Below are 13,083 nucleotides of genomic sequence, written 5' to 3'. Positions count from 1 at the left end.
TTCTCCGTCGTTCGAGATTGATGTCCTGTGGGCGAAGACCTTTTGCCTGGCGGTCATGCGAGGGAGCTTGACAGGTCGCGCCAGGTGTCGAGGTCGCTCTGCCGCTTGGGCAGGACGATCTCGCCGACGACGTGGACGGCGTCAGCTCCAGCGGTGAAGCGCAACGGCGGGGTGTCGATTTCGGCAAGGGTGAGCAGCGCGGCGGCGAGCTTGGCTGGGTCGCCGACCTGCTGGTGGTTCATCTCGTCCTGTGAGCGGCGGAACTGGGCTGATTCCTCGGCGTAGGCGTCGACCACGATATCTCCGTAGGCGACGGAGCTGGTGTCGAGGAAGTCGGTCTTGAAGTAGCCGGGTTCGACGATTGTGGCGGAGATGCCGAACGGTGCCAGTTCGAGGGCGAGGGATTCCATCCACCCTTCGACGGCGAACTTGGACGCGCTGTAGGTGCCGCTGCCGACCACTCCGACGGTGCCGGAGATGGAGGTGATGGTGAAGATGTGCCCGGCGCCCTGTGCGCGCATGGTTGGGAGCGCTGCGCGGGTGATGTTCATGGTGCCGAAGGTGTTGGTGTCGAACTGCTTGCGGATCAGGCTCATCGAGGTCTCCTCGAACACTCCGAGCTGGCCGTAGCCGGCGTTGTTGACCAGCACGTCGATGCTCCCGAACCGGTCGACAGCGGCTGCGACTGCGGCGTCCGCCTGTGCGTCGTCGGTGATGTCGAGCGGCAGGGCGAGGAGGTTCGGTGAATCGCCGAGGGCGGCGGTGACGGTTTCGGGGTTGCGGGCGGTGGCTGCGACGCGGTGGCCGGCGTTGAGTGCTGCGGTGGCGATGGCGGCGCCGAGGCCGCGGTTCGCGCCGGTGATGAACCAGGTCTTCTGCTCAGGCATGGTGTTCCTTTCGAAGGTGCTTCGGTGGGTCAGAGAGTCGGGTATCAGCGCAGGTAGCGCTCGGACTGCACGAGGAGGCTGAGCGCGCCTGCTCCGCCGCGTGCGATGAGCTCGTCGAATGCGGCCCGGTTGGCGGCAACTCCGGTGCGGAATGCGGTGAGGGTGGGCCACCACAGTTCCCGGGCGCCGAGCCATGTCGCACCGTCCGGGTGCGCTTCTGCGGAGACGTGGTCGCGGACGTGCCGGAACGCACCGATCCGGTTGCCAAGTTCCGCGTCATCCTCCTCTGCCCAGTCGGGGTTGCCGTCGCGGTGGATGAACTGGAGCATCTTGATCGAGAACGGCCGGTCCAGCGGTGACCAGATGACGTCGGCGTAGGAGGCGCCGTCCTGGGCGCGCTTGCGCGGGACGATCACCTCGGGCTTGGAGTAGAGCCATTCCAGGCCTTCGCCGACGAAGTTCGGCTCGTCGGGCTGGACGAAGTCGACGTACTGCGGCTCGCTGCCGAACGCCAACGCGTCGTCGAGCGTGTCGAACTCGGTCTCGGCGATGCCTTCGTACCGAGTCTGGTCCTGCCCGAACAGGTCGGAGGGGATGTGGTGGGACTGGACGTAGCTGACCATGCTCGGGATGGGTCGGCCCATGCTGGCGTGCGGGTGGCGCCAGTGGTCGTGGAACTCCTGCACCGGGACGGACTCCTGGCGCGGGATGAGGGCGAAGAACTTGATCACTGCGGGGCTCCTTCTGGCCGACCGGTAGCGTCGACCGCCCTCCCATTCCACGACCGCACCTGTGGGCGTACCAGTGCTCAGGTCACCCAGGGTCTGACAGACCCCCTCAACCGCGGTGGGTGCGGCGTACCGTTGATGGCATGGAGAAGCGGGATGAGGTGCGGGAGTTCCTCGCCACACGCCGCGCCCGGCTGACACCTGAGCAGGCCGGCATCGTCAGCTACGGCACCCGACGAGTCGCCGGGCTGCGCCGCGAAGAGGTCGCGCAGCTGGCCGGGGTCAGCGCCGACTACTACACCCGCCTCGAACGGGGCCGCACCACCGGCGTCACCGAATCCGTCCTCGACGCCATCGCCCGCGCCCTCCAACTGGACGACACCGAACGGGCGCACCTGTTCGACATCGCCAAGCCCTCCCCGACCCGCATCGGCACCCGACCAGCGACGCCGACCCAACGAGTCCGACCTGGGCTGCTCAGGTTGCTGGACGCTATGAGTGATGTCCCGGCGATGATCCAGGGCCGACGCATGGACATCCTCGCCACCAACCCGCTCGGCGAAGCCCTCTACCTCGGATTCGGTCAGGAGCCGGGACGGCCGAGGAACATGGCCCGGTTCGTCTTCCTCGACCCGCAGGCCCCGGAACTGTTCCAGAACTGGGAACGCTCCGGCCGGGACTGCGTCGGGATGCTGCGGTACTCGGCGGGACGGCATCCAGACGACCGGCAGCTCAACGAACTCATCGGCGAGCTGTCCGTCCGCAGCCCGCACTTCCGCGCATGGTGGGCCGATCACAACGTCCGTCGGCACACCACCGGCACCAAGCACTTCAACCACCCCATCGTCGGCGAGATCACCGTCGGCTTCGAATCCCTGTATGTCGGCGACGACCTCGAACAGAACCTCGTCACCTACACCGCCGAACCCCACTCCACCTCGGCCCAAGCACTCAAGCTCCTCGCCAGCTGGACCATCACACCGGTCACCGCCAGCAACACCGACACGACGTCCGCGCGGATGGCACAGGACAGCTAGCCTCGCCAGGACACTGCCCGAGACATCGCCGCCAGGACATCGGTAGATACGACCGGACACGAGCAGAGGGCCGCCGGGACACCGCGACGGACACGGCGCTAGCCGTTCCCGTCCCGCCTGCGGGACATCCGCGTGCGGTAGCGCTGGCCCGCGTTCACGCGGGCCTGGCACGCCGAGCACCCGCAGGGCGGTCGGGCGGAGCGGTTGGCAGCTTGGCGGGAATATCGGGCGCTGCCGAATGATCCACGGCCGATGGCCTGAACGTGCGACGGGGCTCCGTAGTGCGGACGGTCAGAACGCGATGACTGTGGCGCTCTCAAGAGTGAACCGGACGAACTCGTCACGGGCGACGCTCAAGAGCAGCCCGCGGGCCAGCAACGCGTCCTCGGCTCCGTCCGCTTGGGCGGAGTTCACGCACGCTCCCACTCGTACGCCATCGGCGATGAGCGCGTCGATCTGAGCGTTGAAGACCGCGGTTGTTTCGTCGTCGGTGCCCGTGAGCTGACGTTGCGCCGGCCCGAAGCAGAAGACCTCTATGTCGACGCCACGCTCATGCGCGACTTCGTGGATGCGTTGCGCGGCGCGGGTACCTGTACGGAGCGAGTCGGGGTCATCGTGAAAGATGTGCACAACGGTCTTGGGGTTGGTCATCGTGATCTCCTTCTGACGACTTCGGCGTAGTCGGCTGCCCGTTCGGCAGCGTCCGCCTCACTGTAACGGCCGGTCAGCAGGCGCTCAGTCGGAGCGATCATGGCCGGCAACTGACCCGTTCCCAATCGGATGCACCTCGACGACCCGGGACACTCATAGGTCAGGGCGCGGGCGGTCTGGGACGTTCATCTGGACACCGGCGCTAGCCGTTGCCGTCCCGCCTGCGGGACATCCCCGACGCGGTAGCGCTGACCCGGGGAGGCCAATGGCAGGGGGCTGCGCCCGGGACGCGACGAGCCCCCGGCTGGCTGGCCGGGGAGCATCGTGTGCGACGAGCCCTAGCCTGTGATGCAGGTTGGAGACTGGTCGGGGCGAGAGCGTCATCGGTCGATGGAGGCCATGTTGGTGTCGTCGTGTCGTTCGCCGGCTGCGGGCTCCAGCGCAGTGAGGCGAGCGATCTGGTCATCGATGAGTTCGACGCGGTCGGCGGCGGTGTTCTCCTCGACCCGCTCGACTCGGCGCGTTCCTGGGATTGGGGCGATGTCGTCTCCACGTGTGAGGATCCAGGCGAGTGCGGTCTGCGCGGGGGTCGCTCCGATTTCGGCGCCGATCGCTCGGACCTCGTCGGCGAGGCGGAGGTTGCGGGTGAAGTTCTCGCCGACGAACCTCGGGTTGGTCTTGCGCCAGTCATCGTCAGGGATGTCGGCTGCGGAGCGAATCTGCCCGGTGAGCAGGCCATGGCCGAGGGGTGAGTACGGGACGAATCCGATGCCGAGCTCGCGGAGCACGGGAAGGATCTCGGATTCCACGTCGCGGGTCCAGAGGGAGTATTCCGTCTGGAGCGCGGTGACCGGTTGCACGGCGTGCGCGCGGCGGATGGTGCGCGCGGAGGCCTCGGAGAGGCCGAAATGCAGCACCTTGCCCTCGGCGATCAGCCCGGCGACGGCACCCGCGGTTTCCTCGATGGGAGTGTTCGGGTCGACGCGGTGTTGGTAGTAGAGGTCGATGTGGTCGGTCCGGAGTCGCCGAAGGGAACCTTCGACGGCGGTCCGGATGTTCTCGGGGGTGCTGTCGACGACGCCGGGACCGGCGCCGGAGTGTGAGACGAGTCCGAACTTGGTGGCGACTTTCACCTGATCGCGGCGGTCGCGTATGGCCTTGCCCACGATCTCTTCGCTGAGGTAGGGGCCGTAGACCTCGGCAGTGTCGATGTGGGTGACCCCAAGGTCGAGGGCGCGGTGAATGGTGCGGATGGACTCGCCGTCGTCGAGGCCTCCGCCTGTTGTGTAGGTGCCGGCCATGGTCATGGCGCCGAGGCCGATGCGGGATACCGGGAGGTTCCCGAGGTGTGCGTTCTTCATCGTGATGTCCTTTCGCAGGTAGTTCAGGCGTCGTGGGAGAGGGATGCGGACAGCTCGCGGTTCGCGTCGATCTGCTTCTGGATGGTGGTGAGGTTCTGCTCGACTGCGCCCATGGCGTCGGCGCCGGCAATGAAGCGCAGCGGCAACGGCTCGATGTCGGAGACAGTGACGATGGCCTGACCGAGCTTGCGGGGGTCACCGCCTTGCTGGCCGTTCATCCCCTTCCAGATTTCTATGGTCCGCGCCGTGCGCTCGGCGTAGTCGGGGATGTCGAGCTCGGGCCAGATCGTGGAGGCACCCTCGACTAGGAGCTCGGTACGGAAGAAGCCCGGCTCGACCGCCATGGTCGCGATCCCGAACGGCTCGACGTCGAAGCGGAGCGATTCCATCCACCCTTCGAGGGCGAACTTGGACGCCGCATAGGCCGAGGTGAATTCACCACCAACGAGCCCCGCCGTCGAGGTCACAGTGATCACCTTCCCGGAGCGCTGGTCGCGCATGACGGGAGGATGGCGCGTGTGACGTTCAGCGGGCCGAAGAAGTTGGTCTCCATCTGAGCGCGGAACTGGTCGGGGCTGATGGTCTCGAAGGCGCCGGCATAGAAGTTGCCCGCGTTGTTGACGAGCACATCGATCCGGCCGAAGCGGTCCACCGCTGCTGCGGCAGCATCCTCCGCCGCCGCGGGGTCGGTGATGTCCAGTGCGACGGTGAGGAGGTTCTGATGCGCTCCGATCGCGGTCTCCACGCGGGCGGCGTCTCGGCCGGTGGCGACAACCGACTGTCCAGCTGCGAGCGCGGATCGGGCGATGTCGACGCCAAGCCCTCGTCCCGCTCCGGTGATGAACCACACCTTGCTTGCCATGACAACGCCTTCCTCGCATACAGTCCGCCCGGTCGGCGGCTGATGGTGAGAGTCAACGCTTGTCCCCTCCGGTTAGCGTGGCCCTGTCTACGGGTGCCCTGACAGGGACCCTTCACCGCTGCTACAGCGGCGTACTTTCGAAGGAATGAACACCTCGGACGCGATCAGCCAGTTCCTCACCACTCGGCGCGCGAAACTCACTCCCGCACAGGTGGGTCTGCCCGACTACGGCGGCCGTCGCCGTGTGCCCGGGTTGCGGCGCGAGGAAGTCGCCATCGTCGCAGGGATGAGCGCGGAGTACTACAAGCGCCTAGAGCGCGGCAACGCTGTTGGAGTATCGGAAGCGGTCATCGACGGCGTGAGCCGAGCGCTCCAACTGGACGAAGCCGAGCGCGCACATCTGCACCAGTTGATCCGCGCGGCGAACGACGGCGTCCATCCACAGCGCCGTGCACAGACTGTCCGGAAGACTCAACTCACCTCAGACCTGAGGCAGACCATCGACGCGATGTCGACAGTGCCGGTCTTCGTGCAGAACGGCCGTCTCGACGCCGTCGCCACCAACCGGCTGGGTGCCGCACTGTTCTCAGAGATGCTCGACGGCTCACCGCAACCGGCCAATGCGGCCCGCTTCATCTTTCTCGACCAACGCGCTCAGACCTTCTACCGGAACTGGGACGCGCAAACCCGGCAGATCGTTGCAGTGCTGCGCGCTGAAGCCGGCCGATCCCCCTACGACCGACAACTCAGCGACCTCGTCGGCGAGCTGTCCACCCGCAGCGACCTGTTCCGGAAGCTGTGGGGTTCGCACGATGTGCGTGAACACCGCATAGGCCTCAAGCCTGTCCACCATCCGGTCGTCGGCGACCTCGACCTCACGTTCCAAGCGCTGGACGTCTCGGCGGACCGCGGGCTTCAGATGATCGTATTCTCCGCAGAACCCGGATCGCCCTCGCACGAGCGGCTACAGCTGCTCGCCAACGTCGCAGAGACCTCGGACCAACCGGTCGTCTCCTAGCTGCACGCCGCGTCACATAGGGCACGAATGTCGGGCAGATCCAGGAGACATCAGCCGGGAGATGGATGCGACGTTCAGGCCTCCGCGGGCGCTAGGCGCTCCACCACCGCCGTAGTGGTCGTAGCAGTGCGACGCGCCGGCTTCGGGCCGGGTGCGCATTGGGGGCGACGTGATCGCTTCGAGTGTTGGCGGCGGGCCGCGTCCTAGCAGTTGGCATCTTCCTACGCGGGCTGGGCGGCCTTGGAGGCCTCGATGAGTTGCTCCAATGCGGTGATCGGGATGATGTCGCCGGTGAACGCGAGGAACTGCTTCATCGGCATCGACTCGACCATCCGGAGCTGATCTTGCTGGTCGGCGGCCTGCGCGCGCTGTTGGTCCGTCATCGCGGCGGCCATGCCCTGAAGCAGGGCCGGTCCGGCGATGGGGTGCGCGAACCAGTCGCCGACGGTCGATTCGAGGGAGAGCACCGGGATGATGACGTCGCCGGTGAGCGTGATCTCCTGCTCGGCGATGATCGTCGACGAGTCCTCGCCGACCTCGACTCGGTACTGCCCTGGCGCGACGACCCACTGACCGAGTGGAGTGTCCCAGTATGCGAAGGCACGTCGGGGCAGGTCGAGGGTTACGGTGCGTGACTCCCCGGAGGCGAGGGCGATCTTGGTGAACGCGCGGAGCTCCCGGATCGGGCGGCGGACCGGCCCCGCGTCGGTGCCGACGTAGAGCTGCACGACGTGACTGCCCGCGACCGCCCCCGTGTTCGTGACGGTGACAGCTGCGGTGGCGGTGTCGTCGCCGGTTAGCTCGACGGAGAAGTCGCTCGTCTGGAAGGTCGTGTAGCTGAGCCCGTGGCCGAACGGGTAGCGGACGGGTGCCTCGACGGTCTCGTAGTGGCGGTATCCGATCATGACGCCTTCGCCGTAGCGGACATGCCCCTGCTCGCCGGGGAAGTTGAGGTAGCTGGGGGTGTCTTGGAGCCGGAGGGGGATGGTCTCGGCGAGGTGGCCGGAGGGGTTCGCGACGCCGAAGAGGAGGTCGGCGATGGCGGAGCCGCCGGCCTGACCGAGGAGGAAGCCTTCCAGGATCGCGTCGACGTCGTCGTGCCAGCCTTCGAGGGAGACGACGCCGCCGTTGCTGAGCACGACAACGGTGCGGGCGGAGGCTGCAGCGACTGCGCGGATGAGCTCGACCTGGTCGGCCGGCAGGTGGAGCGAGGTGCGGTCGAATCCTTCGGACTCCTCCTTCTCCCCCAGCCCGGCGAAGACCACAGTGATGTCCGCGGCCGCGGCGGCCTCGACCGCTTCGGCGCGAAGCGCGTTCGGCTCGATGGAACCGTCTATGGCGTAACCGGCTGCGAAGCTCACGGACTGGTTGCGCTGCGCGGCCAGAGCTTTGATGGCGTCCAGTGCCGCGTCCGTGCGGGTGGCGTTGATGTGCGAACTGCCGCCGCCCTGGAAACGGGGCGTGGCTGCCAGCCCGCCGACGACGGCGATGGTCGTCACATCATCGATGGGCAGCGCGGCGTTGTCGTTCTTCAGCAGCACCGCGCTCTCTGCGGCAAGCTCCCTGGCCAGCGCATGGTGAGCGTCGACGTCGAAGGCCTGCGTCGGGTCAGGTGCGTGGGCGGCCAGAGCGAGGACGCGCTGCACCGCGTGGTCGACGAGTGCCTCGTCAAGGTCGCCGCGGCGGACAGCGTCGACGATCTCCTGGTCGGTTGCTCCACCTGATCCGGGCATCTCCAGGTCGAGGCCGGCGCCGAGGGCTGCAACTCGGTTGCTTACAGCTCCCCAGTCCGAGATGACCGCACCACTGAAGCCCCACTCTCGGCGCAGGACATCCGTGAGCAGCCAGGCGTTCTCGGACGCGTACACGCCGTTGATCTTGTTGTACGCGCACATGACGGTGGCCGGCTTGGCCTCGGTGACGACGCGCTCGAAGGCGGGCAGGTAGAGCTCTCGAAGAGCGCGCTCGTCGACGTCGGCGCTCACTCGCATCCGCTCGGTCTCCTGATTGTTCGCGGCGTAGTGCTTCACCGAGGCGCCCACGCCCTGGCTCTGCTGACCGCGGACGTGAGCGGCACCGAGCACGCCCGAAAGCAGAGGGTCCTCGGAGTAGTACTCGAAGTTCCGGCCGCAGAGCGGGGACCGCTTGATATTGATGCCCGGCCCGAGCAGAACAGCAACACCGAGCGCGCGGGCTTCTCGTCCGACGGCCTCGCCGAGGCGCTCTGCGGCCGCAGGGTTCCAGGAGGAGCCGATGGCGACAGCGGGCGGGAAGCAGGTGGCGGGCAGGCTGTCGTTGATGCCGAGGTGGTCGCTGACGCCGTTCTGCATGCGCACGCCATGCGGTCCGTCGGTGAGCACGATCGACGGGATGCCTGCTTCCAGGAGCGGCTTGGTGCTCCAGAAGTCGCGACCCGAGAGCAGCGACGCCTTCTGTTCCAGGGTCAGGGTCGTGATGTCGAAGTCGGGCATCAGCGTGCTCCTTCAGGGGTCAGCGCCGAACGGAGATCGGCTTCGAGATCGGCGGGTGCGCCGGGGATGTACTGCATGACGATGTTCAGCGACATCGCGGCAGCTTCTGGGGCGGAGCCGTCGAGTGGAATGCCTGGGAAGTGCTTCTGGAAGGCGTCAGTGACAGCGCGCCAGACGACCGGGTCGCTGGCGAGTTCCTTCAGTGTGGTGTCCATCGTGTACAGCACCGTCTCACCCCAGCCCTGAGGGAGCGCGTACCGCCAGGAGTGACTGCCGGCCGCTATCTCGACGACTGAGCCCCTTGGGTGCAGGGGAAGTTCGACGAGCGCGGTGGTTCCGTCGGGGATGGTGACGTCGAGCGCGACCTCGCCTTCCTCGATCCGCCATTCAACGTCAGCCAAGCCGTGCACGGTCTGGTGGGTGAGGTGGGCGGAGGTCAGGCCGCCCCCGGGCTGTGGTGCGATGCGCATGCGGCGGTAGCCCGGCTCCAGCCGGCTGAGGCCGCCGATGACGCGATGCATCCAATCGGAGACCGCGCCCAGCGCGTAGTGGTTCAGCGACGTCATCCCGGTCGAGTTCAGGGTGCCGTCGGGCAGGACGGAGTCCCACCGCTCCCAGATGGTGGTGGCACCCATCGTGACGGGGTAGAGGAAAGACGGGGCTTGCGTCTCCATGAGCAGGAGGTAGGCGGTGTCGAGGTGGCCGGTCCTGGTGAGCGCGTCGGTGACCAAGGGTGTGCCGGCGAATCCGGTGGCGATCTTGTACCCGGCCTTCGCAACCAGCTCCGCCAGACGGTTTCCGGCTTTCGCCCGTTGGTCGCTGTCGAGGATGTCGAAGGCGATCGCCAGCGCATAGGCGGTGGCCGTCTCGTTCATCACCCGGCCCGATTCGGAGACGTATTCGCGTCGGAACGCGGCGCGAACGCGATCGGCGAGGGCGGCGAAGTGGGTGGCGTCGTCCTCGTGTCCGAGCAGCGCGGCGGTCTGTGCCATTTCGCGGGTGGTCTTGCAGAGGTAGGCGGAGGCGACGAGGTGGCGGTCGGTCTTGCCGCCGGCGGGGTTGTCGGCTGGTGCGTCCGGGTCGAGCCAGTCGCCGTACTGGAAGCCGCTGCTCCACAGGCCCGTCTCGTCGAGCAGGCCTTCGACCTGGCGGATGAAGGTTGCCATGGAGGTGTAGCTGCTGGCGAGGATGTCGAGGTCGCCGTACTCCTGGTACATCGCCCAGGGCAGGCTGACCGCGACATCGCTCCACAGCGCGGTCGGGCTGGAAGGGGTGGAGAGCATGTTGGGGACGACCCAGGGCACGTAGCCCTTCTCCACCTGCTCGGCGGCGAGGTCTTGCAGCCACGATCCGAGGACGCCGCGGACGTCGTAGAGGAACGCGGCGGTGGGGGCGAAGGCGTTGATGTCGCCGGTCCAGCCGAGTCGCTCGTCCCGTTGCGGGCAGTCGGTGGGGAGACCAACGAAGTTGCCCCGCATCGACCAGACGGAGTTCGAGTGCAGCTGATTGATCAACGGGTCCGAGGTGGTGAGCCAGCCTGTTCGGGGCATGTCGGAGTGGACGACGATGGCCGTGAGCGAGTCGGCAGTGAGCTCCCCCGGCCATCCGTCGACCTGGACGTAGCGGAACCCGTGGAAGGTGAACCTGGGCTCCCACGTCTCCGACTGCGCGGCCCCGCCGGCATCGGTCGCGCCGCGCATTGTGTAGGTGTCGGTGGCGCGGGCGGTACGACTCGTCTCGAAGTCCGCCTCCCCCGCGATCATCAGTTCGGCGTGACGGAGGGTGATGGTGGTGCCTGCTTCGCCGGTGACAGCGATGCGAACCCAGCCCGAGATGTTCTGTCCGAAGTCCAGGACGGTCTTGCCACTCGGAGTCGTCAGTATCTCGACGGGTGTCAGCTCCTCGACGCGCCGGATCGGCGGCGCCGTCGGCTCGATCAGCGACGCTTCTGGCCACTCGACCGCTTCGACGGCTGCCCATTCGCTGTCGTCGAAGCCCGGGGCGTCCCACCCGACGGGCTCCAGCTGAGCGTTGAAGTCCTCCCCGTCGTAGATGCTGTTCGCCCGTACTCCACCGGTGCCTGCGCGGAAATCGAGGTCACTGATGATCGTCTCGATGCGGCCATCGGTGTACTCGATGTCGAGGTGCAGCCAGGCGGCCGGCCGATCGGCGAAGTGGTTGCGCTTCTCCTCCCATCCCAGGCGCCCCAGAGCCCAGCCTTCCCCGACGATGGCACCGACGACGTTCTCCCCGAGGACCACCTGATCGGTGACGTCGTGCGAGCTCACCGACAGGCGGTGCCGGTAGGAGGTCCAACCTGGTGCGAGCACCTCATCTCCGACGGCGTTGCCGTTGAGGTGCGGCTCGATGAGTCCTAGTGCCGTGCTTCGCAGCGTCGCCTTCACCGGCTGGTCCGAGAGGGTGAAAGCCTTGCGGAAGTAGGCGGCCGGCTCATCCTCGGCACCGGTAGAGGTGAGGGGGGTGATGAAGAGGGCGTTGGTGCTCGGCATGGGGTCCTCGTTGGGATCGGGGTATCGGTCTGGGGTTCGGGCCGCCTGGCCGCTGACGCGCGCCGTTGCGAGGACGCGCACAGCGGCCCTCGTCAGCGGACCGACTTGATGCGCAGCACGACCAAGCCGCCAGCGACGGTGCAGGCCGCGGCGATGATGTAGAGCAGCGTGTAGTTCTTATCCGTCGAGCTCACGGCACCGATCGCGAGGAAGACCGGCGCGATGAACGGCGCGACCGCCTGCGGGATAGAGGTGGCGAAGCCGGTGATGCCCATGAATCGACCCGCGTCGGTCTCGCGCTCCGGGAGCACGTCGAGCAGCAGCGCCTGATCGACGGCGGCGAAGGCGCCGATGCCGACGGAGCCGAGAAGCGATCCGACGACGAGGAAGGTGACGTCGGGGGCCAGCGCCATGGTGATGGCACCCGCGCCGAAGATGATGCCCGCGGCGAGGACGAACAGGCGTCGCTGCCGAAGCCTGTCGGAGAGGAACCCGCCGCCGATCGCACCCAGCGTGGTGGCGAGGATGCCCGCGCCACCGACGAGTGCGATCACACCCGCGACGGCTTCGACGGTGATGCCGAGCTTCTGGGCGAAGAAGAAGGCGGTGAATGTGGTGTTCAAGGTCAGGCCGAAGTAAAAGAGGAACCTTCCGAGCCAGTTGATGGAGAAGTCCGGGTAGCTCTTGGGGTTGTACAGGTACTTCGCGAACACGGCCTTCACTCCGAGCACGGTGTCGAACACTCGTCCTCGGCTGTCGTCCTCATGCACCAGAAGGACGAACAGCCCGACAAGGATCACGCCGACCGCGCCGGGCACCAGGAAGAGCAGAAGGTTCTGGCTGGTGAGAGATCCGGCGATGACGACACCGAAGACCGGGGCGATCTGGGTAGCGAAGCCGACGAGGCCGGCGACCTCGCCGCGCTGCGATTCGGGGAGGCGGTCGGCCGTGGAGATCTGGAGGTTGGCCAACGCCTGACCCCAGCCCATCTGGGCGAGGATCCAGCCTGCGCCGAGCAGCCAGATGTTGGGGGCGGAGGCCATGACGATGAGAGAGATCACACCGAGGACCGTCCCGCCGATGAGCCAGGGTCGGCGCCGCCCGATGCGTGTGCGGGTGCGGTCCGAGAGGATGCCGGCGATCGGGCCGACGATCACGACCACCAGCGCGCCGGCGCCGGTGATGTAGCCCAGGTACTCCTGATGGTCAGGCTCCAGCTGGCCGACCCGGATTGCCAGCGAGATGGCGATCGGGGTGATGAATGCGACGAACACGCCGAACTGGGCGAGCACCATCAGCCAGATGTAGCGGGCGCCCACCTTGGTCTCGGTGGGTGGCGTGGACTCGGCGACGTTCTCCGTCACGATCCCGGGGACGGCTGCTGTCGGCTGAGGGCTAGGGGGTGTCACTGCAGCGGCGGGGACGTCGCCGGGGAGGTTCGTCATGAGGACTCCATTGTCGTTATGGGGGCAGACCTGGTGCTAGAGCGGGCTAGCTGGAGCGACACTAACCGGGCGGCGCTAGCGCGCGCAAGCCAGCCACGCACTAGCTTTCGCTA

General features: G+C 67.1%; 9 protein-coding genes and 1 pseudogene. 2 read left to right on the top strand and 8 right to left on the bottom strand.

Features of this window, described 5'->3' with window-relative positions; translation table 11 throughout:
* Positions 1-53: 53 nt before the first annotated feature.
* Positions 54-887 carry an SDR family NAD(P)-dependent oxidoreductase gene (locus E6C64_RS00155; RefSeq protein ID WP_136425613.1) on the bottom strand — a complete coding sequence of 278 codons (834 nt, stop codon included), beginning with the start codon at positions 885-887 and terminating at the stop codon, positions 54-56.
* Positions 888-931: 44 nt separating this feature from the next.
* Positions 932-1,618, bottom strand: coding sequence for an EthD domain-containing protein (locus E6C64_RS00150; RefSeq protein WP_136425612.1), 687 nt, complete (start codon positions 1,616-1,618; stop codon positions 932-934).
* 140 nt (positions 1,619-1,758) lie between these two features.
* Between E6C64_RS00150 and E6C64_RS00145 the strand changes: the two genes are divergently transcribed.
* Positions 1,759-2,652 (top strand): helix-turn-helix transcriptional regulator, encoded by an 894-nt coding sequence (locus tag E6C64_RS00145; protein ID WP_136425611.1) that lies wholly within the window; start codon positions 1,759-1,761, stop codon positions 2,650-2,652.
* Positions 2,653-2,943: 291 nt separating this feature from the next.
* Here E6C64_RS00145 and E6C64_RS00140 read toward each other — a convergent pair whose 3' ends face one another.
* From E6C64_RS00140 to E6C64_RS00130, 3 genes and pseudogenes are all read right to left on the bottom strand, one after another.
* Positions 2,944-3,303, bottom strand: a complete 360-nt coding sequence (locus tag E6C64_RS00140; RefSeq protein ID WP_136425610.1) for a DsrE family protein — start codon at positions 3,301-3,303, stop codon at positions 2,944-2,946.
* 380 nt (positions 3,304-3,683) lie between these two features.
* Positions 3,684-4,664: an aldo/keto reductase gene (locus E6C64_RS00135; RefSeq protein WP_136425609.1), complete on the bottom strand. Its 981-nt coding sequence runs from the start codon at positions 4,662-4,664 to the stop codon at positions 3,684-3,686.
* A gap of 23 nt (positions 4,665-4,687) precedes the next feature.
* Positions 4,688-5,526 (bottom strand): annotated as a pseudogene (locus E6C64_RS00130) (SDR family oxidoreductase).
* 145 nt (positions 5,527-5,671) lie between these two features.
* Here E6C64_RS00130 and E6C64_RS00125 point away from each other — a divergent pair.
* On the top strand, positions 5,672-6,544 hold the full coding sequence (locus tag E6C64_RS00125) for a helix-turn-helix transcriptional regulator (RefSeq protein WP_136425608.1): 873 nt from the start codon (positions 5,672-5,674) through the stop codon (positions 6,542-6,544).
* 221 nt (positions 6,545-6,765) lie between these two features.
* On the opposite strand, the gene E6C64_RS00120 is transcribed toward E6C64_RS00125, so the two are convergent.
* From E6C64_RS00120 to E6C64_RS00110, 3 genes are all read right to left on the bottom strand, one after another.
* Entirely contained in the window at positions 6,766-9,015 is a 2,250-nt protein-coding gene (locus E6C64_RS00120; RefSeq protein ID WP_136425607.1) for a glycoside hydrolase family 3 C-terminal domain-containing protein, read from the bottom strand.
* A complete protein-coding gene (locus E6C64_RS00115; protein ID WP_136425606.1) occupies positions 9,015-11,525 on the bottom strand; it encodes a glycoside hydrolase family 78 protein in 2,511 nt (836 codons plus the stop codon). Before E6C64_RS00115 ends, E6C64_RS00120 begins: the two co-directional genes overlap by 1 nt.
* A 92-nt stretch (positions 11,526-11,617) precedes the next feature.
* A complete protein-coding gene (locus E6C64_RS00110) occupies positions 11,618-12,970 on the bottom strand; it encodes an MFS transporter (RefSeq protein WP_136425605.1) in 1,353 nt (450 codons plus the stop codon).
* Positions 12,971-13,083: the final 113 nt, after the last annotated feature.

The organism is Naasia lichenicola (assembly GCF_004801885.1).
Classification (GTDB): domain Bacteria; phylum Actinomycetota; class Actinomycetes; order Actinomycetales; family Microbacteriaceae; genus Naasia; species Naasia lichenicola.
The sequence above is the reverse complement of the archived record's forward strand: the minus strand, read 5'-3'. Positions and strand labels throughout refer to the sequence as shown.

Bases quoted from the DNA above. Each gene is read 5' to 3' on its own strand.
- E6C64_RS00140 (WP_136425610.1), bottom strand. From the start codon at position 3,303: ATGACCAACCCCAAGACCGTTGTGCACATCTTTCACGATGACCCCGAC.
- E6C64_RS00125 (WP_136425608.1), top strand. From the start codon at position 5,672: ATGAACACCTCGGACGCGATCAGCCAGTTCCTCACCACTCGGCGCGCG.
- E6C64_RS00110 (WP_136425605.1), bottom strand. From the start codon at position 12,970: ATGACGAACCTCCCCGGCGACGTCCCCGCCGCTGCAGTGACACCCCCT.
- E6C64_RS00145 (WP_136425611.1), top strand. From the start codon at position 1,759: ATGGAGAAGCGGGATGAGGTGCGGGAGTTCCTCGCCACACGCCGCGCC.
- E6C64_RS00155 (WP_136425613.1), bottom strand. From the start codon at position 887: ATGCCTGAGCAGAAGACCTGGTTCATCACCGGCGCGAACCGCGGCCTC.
- E6C64_RS00135 (WP_136425609.1), bottom strand. From the start codon at position 4,664: ATGAAGAACGCACACCTCGGGAACCTCCCGGTATCCCGCATCGGCCTC.
- E6C64_RS00115 (WP_136425606.1), bottom strand. From the start codon at position 11,525: ATGCCGAGCACCAACGCCCTCTTCATCACCCCCCTCACCTCTACCGGT.
- E6C64_RS00120 (WP_136425607.1), bottom strand. From the start codon at position 9,015: ATGCCCGACTTCGACATCACGACCCTGACCCTGGAACAGAAGGCGTCG.